Raw genomic sequence first — 22795 nt, forward strand, 5'->3', positions numbered from 1 at the left:
TTGATTATAGCATAATAAAGGTGATGTTATGAAGCTTAGAATAAGAATGAAAATCAATATAAAAGCAACGCCAAATGTTCATTTTACAGCCGATGATTGGCTAGAAACAAATGAAACAGTCATAATGGGTCGTGAGCTTTCTCGTAGTCCGTATATTGATGAGCTTGAGTTTGAGGATGAAAAAGGCAGCATCTGGACACTGAAAGAACTGGAAAAACTGAAGGAAGAGTTAGCACACGAACCAGATGAAATCACAGTCTTTTTTGACGGAAGCTATGATAAAGAGAGTCAACTTGCAGGTTTAGGTATTGTCATTTATTATTCTCTTAACGGGGAACGATATCGTTTAAGAAAAAACAAGAACTTTCGCCTGACAACGAATAATGAAGCTGAATATGCTGCACTTTATGAAGCCCTAAATGAGTTAAGAGATCTTGGAGCAGGCCGGAACTCAGTTATTATTAAAGGTGACTCACTTGTCGTATTAAATCAGTTGGAGGGAAACTGGCCTTGTTATGATCCCATCCACACAAACTGGTTGGATAAAATCGAACGACAGCTGCAACAATTGAAACTTTCGCCAACCTATATACAAATCAGCCGTAGTGAAAATAAAGAAGCAGATCAACTTGCTCGAAAAATTTTCGAACATAAATTGGTAGAAAGCAGTGTTAAATTAGATCAATAACGGAGATGAAAATTTTTGGATAAGAAGGAGATCTTTAAAGAATTAACAGACTTACAAGACAACTACTGTGAAGGGTGTTTTATTAAGAAACAGTTCCGAAAAGAACACGGAAAAACATATGCTCATGCGTTCTGTATCACAAAATGTACAGTTGGAGAAAAACTCCGTACTTTTGGTGAAGTGTTAATGAATAAAAACTAAAAACCGCGAACTGCGGTTTTTTTAGTTTTTTATAACTGTGTCATCTGCTGTTTTATAAAATCTTCAGCAAAAATTTGCGATTCATTGCTTTCAAATAAGTTTCCAACATCGTTTAGTCAGCTGATTTTAGCAAAGTAGAACGATCATCCGTAATTATGAATCATTCCACACGCCACCAATAATGTTTCTTCATGACAATTTAAATTAATATGCAAAAAAAAGAAAAATATATAAAAATGATCCGATATAACTATTGAACCTGAAAAATATAAGTCTTTATTACTATTTTGGGTATCTTCAATAAGGGGGTATGAAGATTTTGGAAGAAGCTGAATTGAAAACTGTTCTCCAGAAGACATTTCAAGAGGTATATAGAGATTTAGATCAATTAGTTAAAATAGCCAAAAAAGGGCGGCCATCTTTGGAAAAGAGTATTGATGAAATGGGACAGAGGCTAAAACAGAATATACTAGCTGTCGAATTTCAGCTCAAAACCAAATAGGAGAGGCTACATTAGCCTCTCCTCTATTTGAAGTCTCATTTTTTCTTCATTTTGTTAAATTTTCACAACATTAGATGCTTGAGGTCCACGATTACCTTCAACAATTTCGAAAGAAACTTCTTGTCCTTCTTCTAAAGATTTGTATCCGTCACCTTCAATAGCAGTGAAATGAACGAATACATCGTCTCCGCCTTCAACTTCGATGAAGCCGAAGCCTTTTTCATTGTTAAACCATTTTACTTTACCGTTTTGCATATTGCTTAATCCTCCTAGTACTGTAGCACATAGTGCTAAAAAAAATTTTCATCATCTAACCATAGTATGCTAAATGATGGTTTCACTATACACCATTTGTTGTGACGAGTCAAGTTGTCAAGAGAAAAAAATGAACTTTATTTCCTTTTTAAGGTGTTTTTTTTGTAATCGCTTTCGTTAATTCTGAAAAATAAAATGTTTTTATGTTAATCTAAAGTAAAACAAAATGAATAAGGAGCAGTGGAGAAAATGAATCGATATTCAATTAACGAATTTGTGAATAAAACACAGCAGCAGGATAAAGGAGAAGGGTTGTTTGAATTGGAAACTCCCCGCCTCCTCGAAATCAATTTGAACGGGAAAATATGGGCCAAGGCCGGCTCAATGATTTCCTATAGAGGGCAAATGAAGTTTAAACGTGAAGGTGTATTTGAACACGGATTGGGCCGGATGATGAAAAAAGCTCTCAGCGGTGAAGGTACAGCCCTTATGAAAGCTGAGGGAAACGGTAAGCTGTATATTGCAGATCAAGGTAAGAAGATATCCATTTTAAATCTAAATAATGATTCTATATTTATAAATGGAAATGATTTATTGGCATTTGAGACTGAATTAAACTGGGATATTAAAATGATGAAAAAAATCTCTGGAATGATTGCTGGCGGTTTGTTTAATGTCAAGCTTGATGGCACAGGTATGGCGGCTATTACCACCCATTATGATCCACTAACATTAATCGTCACACCGGAAAGCCCTGTTTATACTGATCCAAACGCAACCGTAGCTTGGTCAGGAGATCTTCAGCCTGAATTTGTCACAGATGTTTCTTTTAAAACATTGATTGGCAGGGGAAGTGGCGAATCGATTCAAATGAAGTTTTCAGGAAACGGATTTGTTATTGTTCAGCCAGTTGAAGAGGTCTATTTAAATCAATCTTAATGAACAATAAAAAGAGGGTGTCCCTGAAAGTAGTATGGATGAATAAAAATCGGGGAATTTGCCCACTGATCATGTTGATAAAACGACTTTTTGAGTCAAGTATTTTGTAATTGTGTTGCGCACGCTAAATCGACCAAATGATAGCATATATTATAGGTGATTGCTGGCGAATTGGTGATGCTGTTTCGTCATCATCGTGTATTTCGTGTGTAATAAGGTGAAATTATACACGGAATGGACGCAACTTTATGAGATTTTCTCAGAGGTTGCGTTTTTAATTTGTCATCATACTTCACTAAATGGTTATAAAGAATAAGATCTTGTCCTTATAGTGAGTATTACCTGACTAATCACGCATAATATAGGCATTTAATTGTAAAGTGCCTTATATCTCCTAACTCGCCAATGATTTGAACAGCTGATGTTTCCCCTATCCTTGGAAATGATCAAAGTACTTGATACTCTACGCGTTCATTTGAAAATTTTTTACAAGCTGTTTCTTTTTTCTTTTAAGTCTGTGATGCGCCTTGCGTCACCTTTGACTTGTTACAACGCAGTCTTCTTTTGTGATTGCTGGATAAGAGGTTTGAGCAGCTTTAAGAAAGGCGATTCCTTTCTATTCTGCTCGTTTCGGAGTATTTGTTTTTAATTTAAAACTTCATCAGAGTGCCGATACAATTGCACAATATTCAAAACAAGGAAGACCGATTTGAAATAGTTGGTCCAATGAAAAGCTCAATTGCAGAGTTTTGTGTAAACGGCAATATAGTGTGTGATCTCACTCATAGTAACGTGTGAATCCACACATCTGTTGATAGTAAACCTCTTCTTGATAAGTTTGTTCACGCTCTATTCAAAAATAAGATGTAGCCAGCTCGTTTATCTGTTTTTTGGCGACGCATCAGTTCGCTTCAAGGCAATATGTATAATCATAGCCTAGGAACCGTTCTAACGTTTTGGAAGGTGCTTGTCCATCTTAATAAGTTAATGCTTGAAGTGTTTCATGAAGTTGTTCAAAAGAGGAGCGATTATCGTCAATCTCTTTACATTGGCGATATTGACTGTAAATAAACCATTGTACTTTTTGCCCATACTAACATCTAGAGCTACAACATGTTTCATTATTCCATTTTCCCTTTTTGCCAATCATACAAGCCTTCATATGACCTTATCAATTCCATTCTCTTATACACGATCTCGAAGGAGCCGACATATATAGTGTGGACTCTAAATGGTTTCGACCTTTCTTCACTTCTGCTGCTGTAAAAAAATAGTAGCACAAACCGTGGCCTTGGTCTGTGCTACTAATGTTAGTGTGTTTTTTACAATTAAGTTAGAAGGCTCCAACAGTCTGTTTCTTATTCATGATTAATTCAGACTGTTCAACAATATCCTTAAGAATGACTTCTGATGACTGAGAGAGGTGAAGGCTTTTGATATTTTGTTTCATTTGATTTAACCTTTGTTCATCAGCCAAAAGCGATGAGACGGATTCAAGGATTTCCTCGTGCCGGTTTATGACAATCGCAGCCCCTTTTTCTTCAAAGAATAAGGCATTTTCTTTTTCTTGTCCTGGCACTGGTTTATACAGAATCACTGGAACACCGATGGCAGTTGCCTCTGTAAGTGTGATTCCGCCAGGTTTTGTGATCATACAGTCCGTCACTCTAAATAACTCGTCAATTCTTTCAACGTATCCAAATGTTTTGAGTTTATGTGGGTGTGCAGCTTCAAGTTCTTCCAATGAATTTTTCAATGTAACATTTTTTCCGCAGACAACGATAACTTGGACATCGTCTTTTTTAACGAGAGACTCGCACAGTTCCTTTACATTTTTAAGAACACCATGCGCACCAGCCATAATCAATAAAACCTTTTTATCTTTCGAAAGTTGATATTTTGCGTATATCTCCTCTGTATCGATGTCTTCTTCAAATTGACGGCGAATTGGGATACCGGTAATTTTTACATTGTTAGGATGTGTGCCTATTTCCACAAGCTTTGCTTTGACGTAGTCAGTTGCGACATAATATTTATCAATGTGCTCGTGAACCCAAATTTTATGCAAGCAGAAATCAGTCATTACGTTAAAAGTTGGAATCACTTTTCCCATTCTTCGTCTGTATTCAGGGACAACAATCATTGGGAACGTATTGATGATGATATCTGGTTTATGTTGTTTAACAAGTTGATCAAGCCGTTTATTTCCCATCTTAAAATAAATATTAAACTTTCTTTTATTGTATATTTTATCAACTCCATAATAAAAGAGACGATAAAACTGTTTTCCGATAGAAAAACTTTTTAAATAAAGAAATTGTGTAATCTCAGATACAACAGGATTTGATTCTTGATACAAATTTGAAACAGTGACATTCTTAAAACCTAGCCGTTCGCACTCTTTATAAAGAGTTTTGGCTACCTGAACATGGCCATTTCCATAATTTGCAGTCAGTATTAATATATTTTTGTTGATATTCAAACATATTCACCTCAATTAATTCAAACAACAAGAGCTAATTAGTAAAAAACAGAGTCAATCCCAACACATACCATACCATAAAATATTATTTTTTTATAAATGAAGAACAAAAAATTTAAGATATTTTTAAAGTTTTTACAACAGAAGGACACTAAACGGTATCTGCTTCGTGAAAACTTTTATGATGTGAAGAAACTTTTTAAAATACTGACCCAAACAGTATTTTATCATATTTTGTCCGTCTTGCATCAGACCAGGGTACGAAAATTCATTTCCATTCGTAAGGAGTCTCTTGGTAAACATAATAATTTAGCCAATTCATAAACAAAAGCGTAGCATGTGCTTTCCAACGGTTGATAGGTAAAGCTCTACCACCTGTGTCTTTAAAATAATTCAGCGGTGGGTCAATCTCGATGTTTTTTGCTAGATCTCTTTCATACTCTTCTTTAAGAGTATCTGTATCATACTCTGGATGTCCAGTCAAAAAAATTTGCTTTTCATCTTTTGAAACAATCAAACACACTCCAGCATCTTCAGAAACGCTCAGTACTTTTAATTGAGAGCTCTTTTTTAAATCATCTATGTTAATATCTGTATGTCTGGAATGTGGTACATAGTAGAATTCTTCAAATCCTCTAACTAGACGCTCGTTTTTCTGTAATAGTTTGTGTTCAAACACGCCAAACAGTTTTTTCGGCAATTTTGCTTTACGAATCCCGTAATGATGGTATAGTCCCGCTTGAGCTCCCCAGCAAATGTGCAGTGTTGATGTGACATGTGTTTTGCTCCAGTCGAAAATCTCCTTGAGTTCGTTCCAATACGAAATGTTTTCATAAGGTAAATGTTCGATCGGCGCCCCAGTAATAATCATACCGTCAAACTTTCTGTCTTTAATTGCCGAAAAAGTTGTGTAAAATTGTTCTAAATGCTGCCGTGCTGTGTTTTTGGGTGCATGTGTAGCCGGAATTAAAAAAGTGAAGTATACCTGTAAAGGAGAATTTCCGAGCAGCCTTAACAACTGTGTTTCCGTTCTGATTTTTTGTGGCATTAAGTTAAGAATGACAATATTTAATGGTCTAATATCTTGATGAAATGCCCGTTTTTCATCCATGACAAAAATATTTTCACTTTCAAGAATCCGCCTGGCAGGCAAGTCGATAGGGATGTTGATAGGCAACACGCCACCTCCGGTTTTTTTCCGCTGATTTTTCTTCATTATAGGAATTTTTTGACGATATTTCAATGAGTGAATTATGATACAATAAAAGAAGTATGTGAAAAAAATGGAAACCTATTTGTGATGAACGAAAAGGAGGCTCTTCTAGTTTATGAAATCCCACTTATCAGACATTGAAATTGCTCAAAAAATTAAATTAAAACCGATCACTGAAGTTGCCCAGCAACTCTCTATACATAACGGTGATTTAGAGTGTTTTGGTCACACGAAAGCAAAAATTTCTTTAGACATTCTTAATCGTTTGGAGGACAAGCCTGACGGACAGGTCATTTTAGTGACATCGATTAATCCGACACCTGCAGGAGAAGGAAAATCAACGGTTACGGTTGGATTGAGCCAAGCTCTGGCAAAAGCAGGTAAAAAAACAATTGTTGCATTGAGAGAACCTTCGCTTGGACCGACAATGGGTATGAAAGGCGGTGCAGCTGGCGGAGGTTATTCGCAAGTCCTCCCAATGGAAGACATCAATCTCCACTTTACCGGGGATATGCATGCTATTACATGCGCAAACAACGCTTTGGCCGCTTTCATTGACAATCATATTCATCAAGGGAATGAATTAAACATTGATATCAGAAGAGTGGTTTGGAAACGAACACTTGATTTGAATGACAGAGCATTAAGAGAAACTGTCATCGGATTGGGTGGTAAAGGGAATGGTTTTCCGAGAGAGGACGGTTTTGATATTACGGTAGCATCTGAAATCATGGCTGTTTTATGTTTAGCCTCAGATTTAAAAGATTTAAAAAAACGGCTTGCGGCTATGATTGTCGGCTTTACTGTTGATCAAAAACCAGTAACTGTCAAAATGCTAGGGGTTCACGGAGCACTTACATTGCTTTTAAAGGATGCTTTAAAACCGAATCTTGTTCAAACCGTTGAAGGAACACCTGCACTCGTTCACGGTGGACCATTTGCAAATATCGCTCATGGATCAAACAGTTTGATTGCGACGAAAGTAGCTGCAAAACTGGCAGACTACGTTGTAACTGAGGCTGGGTTTGGTGCTGATTTGGGTGCGGAAAAATTTTTACATATTAAAACAAGAGCAGGTCAATTTACACCTGGAGCGGTTGTGATTGTCGCAACAATCAGAGCGCTAAAAATGCACGGTGGTGTAAAGATTGGCGATTTAAAAACACAAAATATTGAAGCTGTAAAAATTGGAATGGCGAACCTTGAAAAACATATTGAAACGATTACTGCATTCGGCCTTCCATATGTTGTTGCTCTCAACAGGTTTGTACAAGATGCTGAGGAAGAATTGGAAACGGTGCTTGATTGGTGCGAGGAGCACAGTCATCCTGCGGCATTGTGCAATGTCTGGGAAGAGGGAGGAAAAGGTGGGCTCGCCCTTGCCGAAAAAGTCATTAACGTACTAGAGAAAAAAGAAAACCATTTTACCTATTTATATAAATTATCAGATTCTATCGAGGAGAAATTAACGAAAATTTCTCGTACTGTCTATGGAGCTGAAGGAGTGAAATGGACAGAAAAGGCGAAAAAGCAGCTTATTGAATTAGAAAAGAACGGATTAGGGAACTTGCCTGTTTGTGTAGCAAAAACCCAATATTCTCTATCAGACGACCCTGAAAAAATCGGTCGGCCAAAAGGCTTTTTCATCACTGTCCGTGAATTAAAACCATCAGCCGGTGCTGGTTTTATCGTCGCTTTAACCGGCAGTATTTTAACGATGCCGGGATTGCCTAAGCATCCCGCAGCCCTAAACATGGATGTCGATGAAAACGGCAAGGCAAAAGGATTATTTTAACAGTTTTTGTGAGAAGCCCACCATTTCAAACAAGTGATGGGACCGGTCACAAAACGGCCGAATTTTTGTGCAAGGAATGGTCAAAACGACAACTTTCTCCATCCTAAAGAAAGGGAGAGGCATTTCATGAATCAGGAAAAAGAAAGACAGCTAAACCAAATTTCAAAATGGGTAAGGGGGAAGCTGGTAGATGAAGGGACAGGACATGATTGGCTCCATATTACTAGGGTGCGCTCTTTAAGTATTGAAATCGCTAAAAAAGAAGGGGCAGACCTGTTTATGACAGAAGCGGCTGCTCTTACACACGATATGATGGATGAGAAGCTGTCAGAAAAGCACCGGGTTTCAGTTGATGAACTAAACAAACGGTTTTCAGAATGGAAAATAGAAAAAGACGAGACCGACAAAATCCTTGGTATCATTACAAACATTTCGTTCAGAAACAGAGACAAATATAAAGGTACCAAACTTTCAAAAGAAGGAATGGTTGTACAGGATGCAGACCGTCTCGATGCGATCGGTGCAATTGGGATTGCCCGGACATTTATGTATGCAGGTTCGAAAGGTCACTTGCTGTATCATGAAGGAGAATTTGAAAACATTCCTTCAGCTGTCGGTCACTTTGATGAAAAGCTTCTCCGCTTAAAAGATTTGATGAATACAAAAACCGGTAGAAAGCTTGCTGAAAGAAGACATCATCTGATGGTCGGTTTTCTAAAAGAACTAAAAAAAGAGTGCTCATGCACCGTCCAAACCGCATTATTAGATGAAGAATAGGCAGTATGGTAAAATGAGACCCGGGTTTTAACAAAGGGAGAAGATCATGAAAATCAAGTCTATTGAACCGACACCGAGTCCAAATACCATGAAGGTCATTTTAACGAATGAACTACCTAGGGGAAAAAGCAATAATTATAAAAAGGATCAAGCAGAAGATGCCCCTCCGGTTATTCAGCGAATATTAAAGATAGATGGTGTAAAAGGGGTTTACCATGTAGCAGACTTTTTGGCAGTTGAGCGCAATGCTAGATTTGACTGGAAAGACATCCTCCCCGCGGTACGTTCCGCATTTGGAATGACAGAGAGCCAGGAAGAAAATCGAGAATCGTCTGCTGAAAGTGAATCATTTGGTGAAGTCAAGGTCTATGTGCAAATGTTTAACGGTATCCCAATGCAGGTCAAACTGACTGATGGTGAGCGAGAAGAACGGTTTGGGTTACCAGCGCGGTTTCAAGAAGCCATTCTCAAACTTAGAGCGACCTCTCCTAATGTCGTGTCTGAACGCTCATGGAAGGAACAAGGGGTCAGGTTCGGTGATTTTACTGAAATCGGTCGTGATGTAACAGAAGAACTTCAAGCCGCCTATGATGAAAACCGCCTTCAAAGACTAGCAGAATCTGTTGCTCAAGAGAACAAAAGCAGTACCCTGCCAAGAAAGTCTTACAAAGTAACACTCGATATGCTTGATGAAGAAAATTGGCAAAAACGCTATGCTCATCTGGAACAGATGGATCCGAAAGAAGAAGACATCGATGTGCTAGAAAAAGCGCTCCACGATCCAAAAACATCAATTAGACGGCAAGCCGTTGTTTATTTAGGCATGATTGATTCACCTGAGGTTCTTCCACATTTATATCAAGCCTTAAAAGATAAGACGATAACGGTAAGACGGACAGCGGGAGACTGTTTGTCAGACATCGGAAATCCAGAAGCCGTTCCCGCAATGGTGAAAGCTTTGAAAGATCCAAGTAAGCTGGTGCGTTGGAGAGCTGCTATGTTTTTATACGAGGTTGGAGATGAAAGTGCACTCACTGCTTTGAAAAAAGCTGAAAGCGATCCGGAATTTGAAGTCAGCCTGCAAATAAAAATGGCCATTGAACGGATTGAACATGGAGAACAGGCAAAAGGGTCTGTGTGGAAACAAATGACGGAAAGTCGCAAAAAATAAAACAGATTGGCGAGCAGTCATCCACCTCTAAAATAGGTGGTGTGATGATCGCCTTTTTTTTACTTCAAAAATTATATAACGTATATCAGCGGTTTACACCTTGACAGATTAAATGATCCTTTCTAAAAATGTTTTTTATAAAAATATTTTGAATATTGTTGAAAAATAATTTAAAAATATATATAGTAGTAACAATATCGAGATTCTGAAACTAGCAGTAAAACGGAAACGAAGACTAATGGTGAAATTCAGGAGGTTCAACATGGCAGGATTACGCAGTGATATGATAAAAAAAGGGATTGACAGAGCACCACACCGTAGTTTATTGCGAGCAGCAGGGGTAAAAGAAGAGGATTTTGAGAAGCCATTTATTGCTGTTTGCAATTCATATATTGATATTGTACCGGGACATGTGCATCTGCAGGAGTTTGGGAAAATAGTTAAAGAGGCCATCAGGGAAGCTGGCGGAGTTCCTTTTGAATTTAATACGATCGGTGTTGATGATGGAATTGCGATGGGTCATATCGGAATGAGATATTCTCTCCCAAGCCGGGAACTGATTGCAGATTCGGTTGAAACGGTGGTATCGGCTCATTGGTTTGACGGAATGATTTGTATACCAAACTGTGACAAAATCACGCCGGGAATGATCATGGCAGCCATGCGAATCAATATTCCAACTATTTTTGTCAGCGGGGGTCCGATGGAAGCAGGGAGAACAAGTGATGGACGAAAAATCTCTCTTTCTTCTGTATTCGAAGGAGTAGGAGCATATCAATCTGGGAAAATGGATGAAAAGGGATTGCAGGAGCTTGAACAATTCGGTTGTCCAACATGTGGTTCTTGTTCAGGAATGTTCACAGCCAATTCAATGAACTGCCTTTCCGAAGCCCTTGGAATCGCACTCCCGGGCAATGGAACCATTCTAGCAACATCCCCTAAAAGAAAAGAGTTTGCCAGACAATCGGCCCACCAGTTGATGGAACTCATCCACTCTGATGTAAAACCGCGCGACATTGTCACCGAAAAAGCGATTGATAATGCGTTTGCATTAGATATGGCACTAGGTGGATCAACAAATACGATTCTTCATACATTAGCAATTGCAGGCGAAGCGGGTGTTGAATACTCGCTTGAACGGATAAATGATGTTGCCGCAAGGGTGCCGCACTTAGCAAAACTAGCACCTGCATCAGATGTGTACATTGAAGATTTGCATGAAGCTGGTGGTGTATCAGCTGTATTAAATGAATTATCGAAAAAAGAAGGTGCACTACATCTAGATACAATCACGGTATCCGGAAAAACACTTGGGGAAAACATCGCGGGTCATGAAGTGAAAGACTTCAAGGTTATTCATCCGATTGATCAGCCGTATTCAGAACAGGGCGGACTTGCCGTGTTATTTGGCAACCTCGCGCCTGATGGGGCGATCATTAAAACGGGAGGTGTTCAGGATGGCATTACCCGTCATGAAGGTCCCGCTGTTGTGTTTGACTCACAGGAAGAAGCACTTGATGGTATCATTAATCGAAAAGTCAAAGCTGGTGATGTTGTGATCATTCGTTATGAAGGACCTAAGGGTGGACCTGGGATGCCTGAAATGCTAGCTCCTACTTCGCAAATTGTCGGCATGGGACTAGGTCCGAAAGTCGCTTTGATTACAGATGGACGTTTTTCAGGTGCATCGCGAGGTCTTTCAATTGGTCATGTTTCACCAGAAGCTGCTGAAGGCGGACCGCTTGCTTTTGTGAAAAATGGCGATCATATTGTAGTTGATATTGAAAAGCGAGTTCTGAAGATTGAGATTTCTGAAGATGACTGGGAAAAAAGAAAAGCAGAATGGTCCGGTTTTGAACCTAAAGTGAAAACAGGCTATTTGGCACGATATTCGAAGCTGGTTACTTCTGCAAATACCGGTGGGAGGATGAAAATCTAGTGTTTGAAATTTGCCTTTCTCTGTAGTATCCTTTAAATCAATGAATAAAGGTAACAGAGGGGGCTTTTTTTATGTCTTCAGCTTATGAAGAATATATGCGCCAGCTTGTGGTGCCAATGCGCCAAGAACTGGTTCAAGCAGGCTTTAAAGAATTAACAACCGAAGAAGAAGTGGAACATTACATGGATACTGTAGAAGGTACAACGCTTGTTGTTGTCAATTCAGTGTGCGGATGTGCAGCTGGTCTAGCGAGACCTGCAGCTGTCCAAGCCATCGCATCAAGCGACCATCGACCTGATCATGCTGTAACGGTTTTTGCCGGACAAGATCGTGAAGCTACGGTGAAAATGAGAGAGTATTTTAATGGGTTAGAGCCTTCTTCACCTTCTATGGCTGTGCTGAAAGGAAGCGAGGTTGTTCATTTTATTCCGCGTGAAGAAATTGAAGGTCGTGATATGACGGATATTATGGAAAACTTGACAGACGCTTTTAAAAAATATTGTTAATGGCCCCTTGAAACGGGTATTTTTTCTGGAGAAAAAAATGATCATTACAACAAGCTACAGACCGACCGAAGCCACCATAGCTACAGCAAAAAATATCAGCCGGATGCTCAACGCGCGGTTTTGCGAACGGAGAAAACGACCGATTCATCTCATTCAGCTGAAGGAACAGGATGAAGTTCTTGTGGTCGGGAAAGAACGATTTGAGCTTTATTTTACGGATGGGGAAAAGTTCTTTTTTCATCCGAATTCAGCGATGTTTCGTGCCAAGCGATTATTAAAAGGGGAGACAGATCCGTTTATTGAAGCTTCTCAGCTTAAACCAGGTGACATGTTGCTCGATTGTACGCTCGGCCTCGGTTCAGATGCCATCATCGCAAGCCTAGTGACAGGTGAAAAAGGAACAGTTTGCGGCATTGAAAAAAGTCCGCTTCTCGCCTTTTTTGTTGAGACTGGACTGAAGACATGGGAGACGGATCTCACACCATTGAATGAAGCGATGAAAAGGATTCAAGTTCTGTCAGACGACAGTTTTGAACATCTTAAAAAGCTTGCTGATCATTCTGTGGATGTTGTTTACTTTGATCCGATGTTTGCTGAAGGAATCAAAGAATCTGACGGTATCTCTCCTTTAAGGAAACTAGCCAAGTTTGATTTTTCGTTTGCGGGATGTATAGATGAAGCATTGCGGGTAGCCAAAAAGAGAGTGGTCCTGAAAGACCACTGGAAAAGCCCGCGATTTGAGGCATACGGCTTTCGCGTGAAAAGGCGAAAAACAGCTCTGTTTCATTATGGTGTCCTCGAACTTGAATCTGAAGATGAAAACAAAACCTAAGGACTAAACCCTTAGGTTTTTTAATCCGCAATTTCCATGATGATAAAATAAGCGAGGCTGACCAATGAAGCTGTAATAAAAAGTCCTTCCACCATAAAGGATCACTCCCAGTTTTGGAATTTTCATCTATGATTGTAAACGTTTTATTGCCAAAAGAAAAGATAAATTTCCTATTCACGTAAATTTGATGTGAACAGACATAGAATCTTTTAAGTTTGTTCCTTTCGTATAATCTAACCTATATTTGCTGAAATGGTGCAGTTTCCAGTGGTGTTTAGTGAAAATTTTATTTCGTCTATAAAGGTGGTATTTTCTTTTTCTAGTAATTTCCTAATCTCTTTTGAATGACTGAAAATTCAACATATGATAGAATAAGTGATAAAGAATGTAAAAACAGAAGGGAACCAACAGTCATGAAGGTGTGGATGAGAAAAGCTCTCGTTGTCTTATTTACAATTGTGACATTCGGTCTTGTATCCCCTCCTGCCGCATTGATGATGGACAAGTCGCCAGAACATCAACGGATTCATCAAACAGGGCATACCACCGGATACCAGAATCGGAAAGAACCCGAGCCAGATAAGGAGAAGAGCTCTAAATCTTCTTTTGATATATATAAAGATGGCTTACTCTATGATGCAGAAAATCAGTCTCTTGAAAAATTCGGAGAGAGGATTTCTCCTGTGATTGAGGACGAGTACAGGGAAGAAGTATTTCCTAAAATTGAAGAGGTCATCGCCAGCTACCTGATGACATTGAAGGACAATGAGGCTTATCAAGATCTTGCGATAACGAAAAAACCGACACCAGGAAAAACAGAGAAAATTTTCCATGTATATAACCGAAAAACCGGGGAAGATGTCTTAAGATTTCATGTTCGCAGAGATCAGCCGCCACTTAAAGGTTACTGGTTTAATTTTCATTATCATACTGTAGAAGATGGATTTCAAAAACATCATCATCTCGGAAATATTTATTGGGATCGTAATACGCCACCTAATTGGATGAGTCATTAAAGGAGAAGAGTAAAAGATGAAATATACAATGAATGAAATGGTTCATTTGACAAAAAACATGCTCAATGAGCGGGGTGTAACAGTAGAAGATATTGCACACATCGTTCAAAAATTGCAGGAGAAGTATCATCCTAATCTGCCTTTTAGTGTGTGTGTTGAGAATGTTGAAAAGGTTTTAAATAAACGGGAAATCGTGCACGCTGTTTTAACAGGTATTGCGCTTGATCAGCTCGCAGAGAAAAAACTATTACCTGAACCGCTTCAATATTTGGTTGAAACTGATGAACCTCTTTATGGAATTGATGAAATTATTCCGCTTTCCATTGTAAATGTTTATGGTTCAATTGGTTTAACCAATTTTGGATATCTTGACAAAGAAAAATTCGGGATTATTAAAGCATTGGATTGTTGTTCCGATGATGAAGTGCATACATTCCTTGATGATATTGTAGCAGCACTTGCTGCAGCTGCAGCAAGTCGGATCGCTCATACGTATCAGGATCTAGAAGACGAAGTAAAGGAAGAACAAACGGAACATCAAAATGTCCAAAGATAGACGATTTGTAGGCTGATATGTTATTCTAAACCCGCTAAGCGGGTTTTTTTATGTGAACCAAAAAGAAATGAAACGAATCCGGGAATTCCCTCGTCTGATAGTAGATGGATTTGTTCGTATTCAATTCAAATAAAAATAAGCTCACAAACATTTTACATAGATGAATTAATTAGAGGAGGCAACATAACATGATTTCATTCATATTTGCTATGGACCGAAACAATTTGATCGGTCAAAACAATGATTTGCCTTGGCATCTTCCCGAGGATTTGAAGTATTTCAAAAAAGTGACGAGCGGTCATCCTGTCATTATGGGAAGGAAAACATTCGAGTCAATTGGAAAACCTTTGCCAAACAGAAGGAATATTGTGGTGACCTCAAACCGAAACATAACCATTCCTGGCTGTGAAATGTTGCATTCTGTCCAGGAAGTTGTCAAATTTGCGAACAAAGAGGAAGAATGCTTTGTTATCGGAGGTTCAACACTTTACAGAGCGTTATTCCCCTTCGCTGAAAAGCTATATATGACAAAAATTGATGAGGCGTTTGAAGGTGACCGCTATTTTCCGGAATTTGCAGAGAACGAGTGGGAAATGGTTTCAAGAAAAAAAGGATTGAAGGATGACAAAAACCCCTATAACTATGAATTCCTCGTTTATCAGCGAAAAGGATAGAGAGGAGAGATATTCATGTTTCGTTTAAGTTTTTTGACAATGCATATGACATATATGCTTGTGAAGCATATGAAATTGCTACGCGAGCTTCAAATTCTTGATCCTCGGCTTTCTTATGTGAAACAAATGGAGATTGTCTATGATAAGCCGAAAGCCTTTATGAGGGAATGGATTGGACTGACCGGTTCGACTGTATCCATTCATCAATATGGAAGACTTCATGCAGGTCCTGTGATCTATGTCCATCCAAAGCTTAAGCTATTAGATCTAGCACTCATCTTAGGTCACCTTGACAAGACAGCTTCCTTTTTTGCAGAACCCCGAGTGTTCCGCTATCCTTTGATCAGACAATGGCTAAATAAAATGGGTGTCATTAAAAAGGGGGGAGATCAGAAAACAAATCTCGAACAAATTGAAGAATACATACGTAAAGGTCAAAGCTTCATTCTTTCTGAAGATGACGATATTGATTATCATTCTTTATCAGGAAGGCTTAATGTTCCAATTGTTCCGGTAGAAACTGCTGGTACAGAAGAGATGATAAAAGGGATCGTATTCAAAAGGTTGAGAGCAGTAGATCTTGATTTGACGATTCATCCAGCTTATGTTAGTAAAGAGAAAAAACAGTTTCGGGCATAGCGATGAAGGAGATAAATGTTCACTATTGAACAAAAACTGATGCCATAACCGCGACGCAGGTTGAGTTACTTCTGGATTGAATAGTACCTTGTTACACTAACAGGGTTTGTTAGTGTAACAAGAACTTAACTTTAGACAAACGGTACTTTTGTGACGTAAAAAAGGACACAGAAGAACATTGAGGCACTGCCACCGAGTACAAAGGTATGCCAAATGGCATGGTGATAGGGAATTTTTCTCCATAAGTAAAATATCGTGCCGACGGAATATAAAATTCCACCTAAGAGCAGCAATGCAAAGCCTTCACCTGTTAAAGCTTGATAGAGCGGTTTAATGGCGATGATCGCCATCCATCCCATTAAAAGGTAGACGACGGTGCTAATGACAATAAAACGCTTGACAAAAAAGATTTTGAACACTATACCGCAAACAGCAAGCCCCCAAATAATCGCAAGCATTGTAAAGCCAAGTGGTCCTTTGAGTGAACCGAGAAGAAGGGGAGTGTAAGTTCCCGCAATTAAAACATAGATGGCGGAGTGATCAATGATCTCTAGAATATCTTTTGCTTTTGCATGCTGGATGCTGTGTAAGAGTGTTGAGCTTAAATACAAAAACAACATGGATGCTCCAAATATTGAGAAACTGACAACATCAAGGGGACTTCCATAACGCACCGCAAATATCACTAAAAAAACAATCGCAGGAATGGATAATAAGACACCAATTCCGTGTGTAATCGCATTGGCAATTTCTTCTTTGATCGTATACATCTTAAAACACCCTCTCTAATCTTGAATGATATGATTTTTTAAAGAGCTTAAAAAGCGCAGACCTTCTAAGGTAATTTTAGTTCCGGCTCTTCCACGGCCTTTGGTGACATACTCTTTTTTTTCCAAAAAATCCAGTCTGCTTCTGACTTGCTGTGGAGTGAGCACAGTTTTTTGGTCATTGCTTTGCTCTGACAGCATTCTTCGGCTTGCTGGCTCTCCTTTTTCATTTAATTGTTTTATTGTTTCTAGCAAAAACACAAATTCTTCTTTTTCCATTAATGTCAAAGATGTTGTTTTGCTTTTTTTATCTTTTGTTTTTTTACTTTTGACCTGTTCTCTTAAAATAGGCGGAATGTCATAAAGTTGAACGGTTTTTTGGTCAGATACCGTTTTTATGTAATCCGTAATATTTTTTAATTCTCTGACGTTTCCAGGAAACTCATATTGTTCGAACGCCTTCCAAACCATTGGTTCGACATAAATATCCTGATCTCCGCTTTTTAAAAAGTGGTGAACAAGCAAAGGAATATCACCTTTTCGTTCATGAAGTGATGGGAGCGGTAGATCAAGTACATGGAGCCTGTAAAACAGGTCTCTTCGAAATTCATGACGTTCCATCCGTTTGTTTAAAGATACACTTGTCGATGAAATCAGTCTACACGAAATCCCTTTTTCAATTAAAGCTAATAGTTTTCCTTGAAGGGGTAAAGACAATCCCCAGACTTCATCAAGAAATAAAGTTCCCGATTCTTTCAAAGGGGCAAGTAAAAGTTTTTCACTAAATTCTTTGTCACTCAACGTACTGCAGCTGATACGAAAAAAAGGTCCAGATTTGTATGAAGATTCAAAATGGATCGCTTTTGCAAAAAGATTTTTGCCTGTTCCTGTTTCTCCGGATATAAGAACCGGATGAGAAGATTCCGCAAATTGTTTTGCTCTAATTTTTGCTTCTAAAAAAGCATCATCTTCTCCAATTAGTTCAGCAAATGTTAGAGGATTTTCCATCACTCAAGCTCCTTTTGGTTCCAATTGGTTCTATTATAACACCCAATTGGAACAAATAAAGCCTTTTTTTTAAAAAAATTGATCAAACTGCATGAAAACTTTTCATTATCACATATAATAAAAAAACCTTTATTTTTTGAATATTCGTGATATAATGGCGTATTAAATAAAGCTTTAAAAAGAAAGGATCCTATACATGAAACCGTTGCTCAAAGAAAACTCTCTCATCCAAGTTAAAGATATTTTAAAAGCTCATCAAAATGTGAAAGATATTGTGATTCATACCCCTCTGCAAAAAAATGAGAGACTGTCCGAGAGGTACGATTGCAATGTATATTTAAAAAGAGAAGATTTACAGGTCGTTCGGTCATTCAAACTACGAGGCGCTTATCATAAAATGAAACAGCTCTCAAAAGAAATGACGAAAAACGGTATTGTCTGCGCAAGTGCCGGAAACCACGCTCAAGGAGTAGCATTTTCCTGTAGCCACCTTGCTATTCATGGAAAAATATTTATGCCTTCAACAACTCCGAGACAAAAAATCTCTCAAGTTGAATTATTTGGAAAGAATAATGTGGAAATTATTTTGGTAGGGGACACGTTTGATGATGCTTACCAAAGTGCACTTATATGTTCTGAAGAAGAAGACCGCGTCTTTATCCATCCATTTGACGATCCAGAAGTGATGGCAGGGCAAGGAACAGTTGCTGTTGAAATTTTAAACGATATTGAAACTGAGCCGCATTATGTATTTGCAAGTGTTGGAGGCGGCGGACTTCTGTCAGGTGTAGGAACTTTCATGAAAAATGTATCTCCGCAAACAAAGCTGATTGCTGTTGAACCAAAAGGGGCGCCTGCTCTATTTGAGTCAAATAAAAAGGGTGAAGTTGTCACTCTTGAAAAAATTGATAAATTTGTAGACGGTGCTGCAGTTCAAAGGATTGGTGAAAAGACATTTCAAACACTTGAAACGATTGTCGATGACATCTTGCTTGTTCCAGAAGGAAAAGTTTGCACCGCTATTTTAGAATTATACAATCAATGCGCAATTGTCGCAGAGCCTGCTGGAGCTTTACCTATCGCAGCATTAGATCTGTATAAAGACGAAATCAAAGGGAAAAATGTCGTATGCGTGATCAGCGGAGGAAATAATGACATCGGAAGAATGCAGGAAATTAAAGATAGATCGATGATGTACGAAGGCTTACAACATTATTTCATTGTTAATTTTCCGCAAAGGGCCGGGGCATTACGGGAATTTTTGGACGAGGTCCTTGGACCAACCGATGACATCACCCGCTTTGAATATACAAAGAAAAATAATAAAAGCAGCGGCCCTGCTCTTGTTGGTATTGAATTAAAACAGCGGAAAGATTATGATCCGCTGATCGACAAAATGAAGCACAAAGGATTTCACTTTGTTGAAGTGAATAAAGATGAAGGACTTTTCAATTTGCTCATTTAAAAAAATTTTTGCAGACAATAACTCCGGATATTATGTATAATAAAGAAAATATCCAAAAAAAGAGGATTGATAATTTGTTACTTAAAAGCCTAGAGTTCAAACGTTTGGATGGACAGCAGGTGAAGGTGACGGAAATACCTCTGTTACAGGAGGATGACCCCCATTTTTTTATGACAAAGCTGAGGCTTGAGGCATTTATAAAAGAGCTTTATTGTTCGAAGCGCCAAAAAAAGGTATACTCCTTTAAAGAGTACTTAAAAAGAGCTTTAAAATGGCGGGTTTATCTTGCTATTTATAACCAAGAAGAGTTAAAGCATAATGCATAGCACTTTAAAAAATTCTTTGCTGGTCTGAAAAATGCCGCTTATGTTACGGAAAAAGGTATGTGGGCGGCAAAGAATTTCATGCGTTTTTGCCTACATCATGAAAACATCTTAGGCTGACAGGAAGTGAAGAAGATTGACCAATATTAAAATTGTGACAGATTCAACGGCAGATTTAAACAAGGAAACACTTGAGAAATTTAATATTCATGTATTGCCACTTTCAATAGCAATTGATGGAGTTCCTTACAGAGATCAATTGGACATTCAACCAGATGAATTTATTGAAAAAATGGAATCAGCAAAAGAGCTTCCGAAAAGTTCCCAGCCACCATTGGGTGCATTTATTGAATTATACGAAAAACTAACAGAAGATGGAAGTGAAGTCATCAGTATTCATCTATCAAGTGATTTAAGCGGGACATTTCAAACGGCTGTAAGCGCTTCAAAGATGGTTGATGGTAAAGTAACAGTTATTGACTCCAAGTATATTTCAAAAGGTCTCGGTTTTCAGGTTGTTAGAGCAGCAACACGTGCTCAAGAGGGATGGTCAGCAGTTGATATTGTGAATGATCTTGATCATTTAAGAACCCGGATTTCCCTTTATGTGACAATGGACACGCTTGATAATTTGATCAAAGGGGGTCGAATTGGTAGAGGAAAAGCACTGATCGGCTCTTTACTTAAAATAAAACCAATTGCAAGACTAGAAGACGGTATTTATACACCGGAAAAAAATGTTCGGAATAGCGGTCAGCTTATCCGTTATTTAACAGGCCAATTTCTAACCACCATCAAAGGGAAAACCGTTCAGGCGATCGGAATCGCCCATGCTGATGCATTGGATCTTGCCCATAAATTGAAAGCATCTTTACTTGAACATGTGCCGGGAGTAAATATTGATATTTCTTACACAACACCGATTATATCGGTTCATACCGGAAGAGGAGCGATTGGTTTTTCTTTTTACACTGATTAATAAAAGGGGATGGGGGAATGAAAAACGGGTTTACTATTTTACTGGCAGGGGTCTTTGTCATTATCATGTGTGCCTGCGGTAACAGTAAAATAAAAGATCCTTTGAATTATGATGTTGAGTCTTTTTCTTTTCAAAATCAAGACAAAAAAACGGTATCTCTTGAAAGCTTAAAAGGGGAAGTTTGGATAGCGGATTTTATCTTTACAAACTGTACTTCAATCTGTCCACCGATGACCGCACATATGACAGAACTGCAAAAACAGTTGAAAAAAGAAAATCTTGATGTCAGAATCATCTCATTTAGTGTCGACCCTGAAAATGATACACCAAAGAAGCTAAAAAAGTTTGCAAGCAACTACCCCTTATCTTTTGAAAACTGGGATTTCTTAACGGGTTACAAACAGAAAGAAATTGAAAGTTTTGCGTTAAATAGCTTTCATGCAATTGTTAAAAAACCTGAAAATAACGATCAGGTGATTCACAAAAGTTCATTTTTTCTAGTTGATCAAGAAGGTAAAGTCATGAAAGAATACAATGGTGTGACAGATACGCCATACGATGAGATTATCGCTGATATCAAGCTGTTAAACAACTAAAATATATGCGAAAAACCTGTTATCCAATCAGATAACAGGTTTTATTTAACATCAGGCAAATAATTTTCAAAAGAATAAAAACATGATACACTTTTTTTAGGTAAAAAAGGAAGGGGATCATTTTGAAGATTCGGTTCGTGTCATTCATGGTAGCTCTCATCTGTCTGCTCTCAGCCTGTACAAAAGGTGTTGTGAGCACTGAACAAACAACGACAGTTCCGAAACGGGATGTTGTAATTGCTGCAGTCGGTGATTCTCTTACAGTTGGAGTTGGCGATGAGAAAAGAAAAGGCTATGTCGGCATGGTAGCTGATCAGCTAGAACGTCAAAGCGATATTAGATCTGTTACGATTAAGAACTATGCAGTGGAAGGTTATCGAACTAAACATCTCCTAAACAAGTTACAAGATCAAGAAATACAAGAAGGACTTAAGAAAGCAGATTATATTTTATTTACAATCGGTGGCAATGATCTGATGAAGGTCGTTCGGGAAAACATTGCCGATTTAACGATTCAGCCATTTAGACATGAGCAGAAATTATTTGCCGAACGGTTTGCCAACATTTTATTCGAAATTAGAAAACAAAATAGTGATGCTGAAGTGATTTATGTCAGCTTGTATAATCCATTTAAATTTACATTGTCTGAATTAAAGGAAGTAGATCAAGTCGTTGAGGAATGGAATCAGGCAGCAGAAATAAAGCTCAACAAAGTTGGCAATATGAGAATGGTGGATATCGCTGATATTTTTGAAAAGCGCACAAATGAAAAAAGGATTTCAAAAGATGAGTTTCACCCTAATCAAATTGGGTATAAATTAATAGCAGAAAGAGTTTTTGCTCAAATCATAAACCCAGCAGAATAAGGTGAAAAACATGAACAAATGGAAGAGTTTATTTTTCATTTTGATGGCGGTGAATCTGATCATCTTGATCGGGAGTTTCATTCTGATGTTGCTCCCCAGTGATAAAAGAGAGCCGACAGATCCGCCCCCAAGTAAGTATGAATTGAATGTGACAAGTACGAGAGAATCTTTGTCCGCATTCATTAATTCATATTTAGAAAACAAATCGTCTCCTGATCATGATTATAAAATAGAAATTGATGAGGAAGTTCATATTGTCGGCACAATCCGTGCATTTTCTTCAACTGTTGATGCAACAGTTTCGTTTCAGCCAACGGTGGAAAAAAACGGAGATGTCGTCTTAGATGTCACGAGGTTTTCTATCGGTAAACTCAATGTCCCCATCTCCGCTGTTTTAAAGTACATGGATCAGTATTATGATCTTCCGAATTTCGTGCATATTCTTTCAAACGAGAAAGAAATCCGCGTTCATATGTCAGAAATGCCATTAGAAACCGGGCAGTATTTAAAAGCAAAACGGATTAATTTAAAAAAAGATCAGATTGAATTTATTTATTATCAGCCGGCATCAGTTTGATTCCGGTTGATAAGCATGATGATGGGGTG

At 38.3% G+C, this 22795-nt stretch carries 25 protein-coding genes and 1 pseudogene; 20 read left to right on the forward strand and 6 right to left on the reverse strand.

Annotated elements, in window-relative coordinates; translation table 11 throughout:
- Positions 1–28 precede the first annotated feature (28 nt).
- The 3 genes and pseudogenes from HOO54_RS10850 to HOO54_RS10860 all read left to right on the forward strand — a co-directional run bounded on the left by HOO54_RS10850 (position 29) and on the right by HOO54_RS10860 (position 1391).
- Positions 29–734: pseudogene (locus HOO54_RS10850) on the forward strand (reverse transcriptase-like protein).
- Positions 704–889 (forward strand): zinc-finger domain-containing protein, encoded by a 186-nt coding sequence (locus tag HOO54_RS10855; RefSeq protein WP_172295117.1) that lies wholly within the window; start codon positions 704–706, stop codon positions 887–889. The pseudogene HOO54_RS10850 and the gene HOO54_RS10855 overlap by 31 nt, the downstream one beginning before the upstream one ends.
- Positions 890–1199: 310 nt before the next feature.
- Positions 1200–1391, forward strand: coding sequence for a hypothetical protein (locus HOO54_RS10860; RefSeq protein ID WP_375335804.1), 192 nt, complete (start codon positions 1200–1202; stop codon positions 1389–1391).
- Positions 1392–1445: 54 nt separating this feature from the next.
- On the opposite strand, the gene cspD is transcribed toward HOO54_RS10860, so the two are convergent.
- On the reverse strand, positions 1446–1646 hold the full coding sequence (gene cspD, locus HOO54_RS10865; RefSeq protein ID WP_076764051.1) for a cold-shock protein CspD: 201 nt from the start codon (positions 1644–1646) through the stop codon (positions 1446–1448).
- Positions 1647–1895: 249 nt separating this feature from the next.
- On the opposite strand from cspD, the gene HOO54_RS10870 reads away from it, so the two are divergent.
- Positions 1896–2585 (forward strand): AIM24 family protein, encoded by a 690-nt coding sequence (locus tag HOO54_RS10870; protein ID WP_172295121.1) that lies wholly within the window; start codon positions 1896–1898, stop codon positions 2583–2585.
- A gap of 984 nt (positions 2586–3569) precedes the next feature.
- Here HOO54_RS10870 and HOO54_RS24265 read toward each other — a convergent pair.
- The 3 genes from HOO54_RS24265 to metA all read right to left on the reverse strand — a co-directional run bounded on the left by HOO54_RS24265 (position 3570) and on the right by metA (position 6244).
- On the reverse strand, positions 3570–3707 hold the full coding sequence (locus HOO54_RS24265) for a hypothetical protein (RefSeq protein WP_253907654.1): 138 nt from the start codon (positions 3705–3707) through the stop codon (positions 3570–3572).
- A gap of 211 nt (positions 3708–3918) precedes the next feature.
- On the reverse strand, positions 3919–5067 hold the full coding sequence (locus tag HOO54_RS10880) for a diglucosyl diacylglycerol synthase (protein WP_172295123.1): 1149 nt from the start codon (positions 5065–5067) through the stop codon (positions 3919–3921).
- Between the two features lie 268 nt (positions 5068–5335).
- A complete protein-coding gene (gene metA / locus HOO54_RS10885) occupies positions 5336–6244 on the reverse strand; it encodes a homoserine O-acetyltransferase MetA (RefSeq protein WP_172295125.1) in 909 nt (302 codons plus the stop codon).
- 151 nt (positions 6245–6395) lie between these two features.
- Between metA and HOO54_RS10890 the strand changes: the two genes are divergently transcribed.
- The 10 genes from HOO54_RS10890 (at position 6396) to HOO54_RS10935 (ending at position 16185) form a co-directional block, all read left to right on the forward strand.
- Positions 6396–8075 (forward strand): formate--tetrahydrofolate ligase, encoded by a 1680-nt coding sequence (locus tag HOO54_RS10890; protein WP_172295127.1) that lies wholly within the window; start codon positions 6396–6398, stop codon positions 8073–8075.
- A 126-nt stretch (positions 8076–8201) separates the two neighbouring features.
- Positions 8202–8852 carry an HD domain-containing protein gene (locus HOO54_RS10895; protein ID WP_172295129.1) on the forward strand — a complete coding sequence of 217 codons (651 nt, stop codon included), beginning with the start codon at positions 8202–8204 and terminating at the stop codon, positions 8850–8852.
- Between the two features lie 46 nt (positions 8853–8898).
- Positions 8899–10023, forward strand: coding sequence for a conserved virulence factor C family protein (locus tag HOO54_RS10900; protein ID WP_172295131.1), 1125 nt, complete (start codon positions 8899–8901; stop codon positions 10021–10023).
- A gap of 262 nt (positions 10024–10285) precedes the next feature.
- Positions 10286–11962: a dihydroxy-acid dehydratase gene (ilvD, locus tag HOO54_RS10905; protein ID WP_172295133.1), complete on the forward strand. Its 1677-nt coding sequence runs from the start codon at positions 10286–10288 to the stop codon at positions 11960–11962.
- Between the two features lie 71 nt (positions 11963–12033).
- Positions 12034–12468 carry a BrxA/BrxB family bacilliredoxin gene (locus HOO54_RS10910; RefSeq protein WP_172295135.1) on the forward strand — a complete coding sequence of 145 codons (435 nt, stop codon included), beginning with the start codon at positions 12034–12036 and terminating at the stop codon, positions 12466–12468.
- 40 nt (positions 12469–12508) lie between these two features.
- Positions 12509–13300, forward strand: coding sequence for a class I SAM-dependent methyltransferase (locus HOO54_RS10915; RefSeq protein WP_309244905.1), 792 nt, complete (start codon positions 12509–12511; stop codon positions 13298–13300).
- Positions 13301–13713: 413 nt separating this feature from the next.
- Positions 13714–14316 (forward strand): YpjP family protein, encoded by a 603-nt coding sequence (locus HOO54_RS10920; RefSeq protein ID WP_172295139.1) that lies wholly within the window; start codon positions 13714–13716, stop codon positions 14314–14316.
- A 16-nt stretch (positions 14317–14332) separates the two neighbouring features.
- Positions 14333–14872: a phosphatidylglycerophosphatase A family protein gene (locus HOO54_RS10925; protein ID WP_172295141.1), complete on the forward strand. Its 540-nt coding sequence runs from the start codon at positions 14333–14335 to the stop codon at positions 14870–14872.
- 188 nt (positions 14873–15060) lie between these two features.
- Positions 15061–15546, forward strand: coding sequence for a dihydrofolate reductase (locus HOO54_RS10930; RefSeq protein WP_172295143.1), 486 nt, complete (start codon positions 15061–15063; stop codon positions 15544–15546).
- Positions 15547–15561: 15 nt separating this feature from the next.
- The gene (locus HOO54_RS10935) at positions 15562–16185 is read left to right on the forward strand and encodes a lysophospholipid acyltransferase family protein (RefSeq protein ID WP_172295145.1); all 624 of its coding nucleotides are present in this window, start codon (positions 15562–15564) and stop codon (positions 16183–16185) included.
- 131 nt (positions 16186–16316) lie between these two features.
- Here HOO54_RS10935 and trhA read toward each other — a convergent pair whose 3' ends face one another.
- Positions 16317–16955, reverse strand: a complete 639-nt coding sequence (gene trhA / locus HOO54_RS10940) for a PAQR family membrane homeostasis protein TrhA (RefSeq protein ID WP_172295147.1) — start codon at positions 16953–16955, stop codon at positions 16317–16319.
- A gap of 15 nt (positions 16956–16970) precedes the next feature.
- Positions 16971–17960, reverse strand: a complete 990-nt coding sequence (locus HOO54_RS10945; RefSeq protein WP_172295149.1) for a sigma 54-interacting transcriptional regulator — start codon at positions 17958–17960, stop codon at positions 16971–16973.
- Positions 17961–18156: 196 nt separating this feature from the next.
- Here HOO54_RS10945 and ilvA point away from each other — a divergent pair, with 196 nt between their 5' ends.
- The 6 genes from ilvA (at position 18157) to HOO54_RS10975 (ending at position 22766) form a co-directional block, all read left to right on the forward strand.
- On the forward strand, positions 18157–19425 hold the full coding sequence (gene ilvA / locus HOO54_RS10950) for a threonine ammonia-lyase IlvA (RefSeq protein ID WP_172295151.1): 1269 nt from the start codon (positions 18157–18159) through the stop codon (positions 19423–19425).
- Positions 19426–19499: 74 nt separating this feature from the next.
- A complete protein-coding gene (locus HOO54_RS10955; protein ID WP_172299489.1) occupies positions 19500–19751 on the forward strand; it encodes a DUF2535 family protein in 252 nt (83 codons plus the stop codon).
- 133 nt (positions 19752–19884) lie between these two features.
- A complete protein-coding gene (locus tag HOO54_RS10960; protein ID WP_172295153.1) occupies positions 19885–20727 on the forward strand; it encodes a DegV family protein in 843 nt (280 codons plus the stop codon).
- A gap of 17 nt (positions 20728–20744) precedes the next feature.
- Positions 20745–21323: an SCO family protein gene (locus HOO54_RS10965; protein WP_172295155.1), complete on the forward strand. Its 579-nt coding sequence runs from the start codon at positions 20745–20747 to the stop codon at positions 21321–21323.
- Positions 21324–21445: 122 nt separating this feature from the next.
- Positions 21446–22189, forward strand: coding sequence for an SGNH/GDSL hydrolase family protein (locus HOO54_RS10970; RefSeq protein ID WP_172295157.1), 744 nt, complete (start codon positions 21446–21448; stop codon positions 22187–22189).
- 10 nt (positions 22190–22199) lie between these two features.
- A complete protein-coding gene (locus HOO54_RS10975; RefSeq protein WP_172295159.1) occupies positions 22200–22766 on the forward strand; it encodes a YpmS family protein in 567 nt (188 codons plus the stop codon).
- Positions 22767–22795: the final 29 nt, after the last annotated feature.

Origin of the sequence: Bacillus sp. WMMC1349 (assembly GCF_013155385.1) — a bacterium.
Taxonomy (GTDB): Bacteria; Bacillota; Bacilli; order Bacillales; family Bacillaceae; genus Bacillus.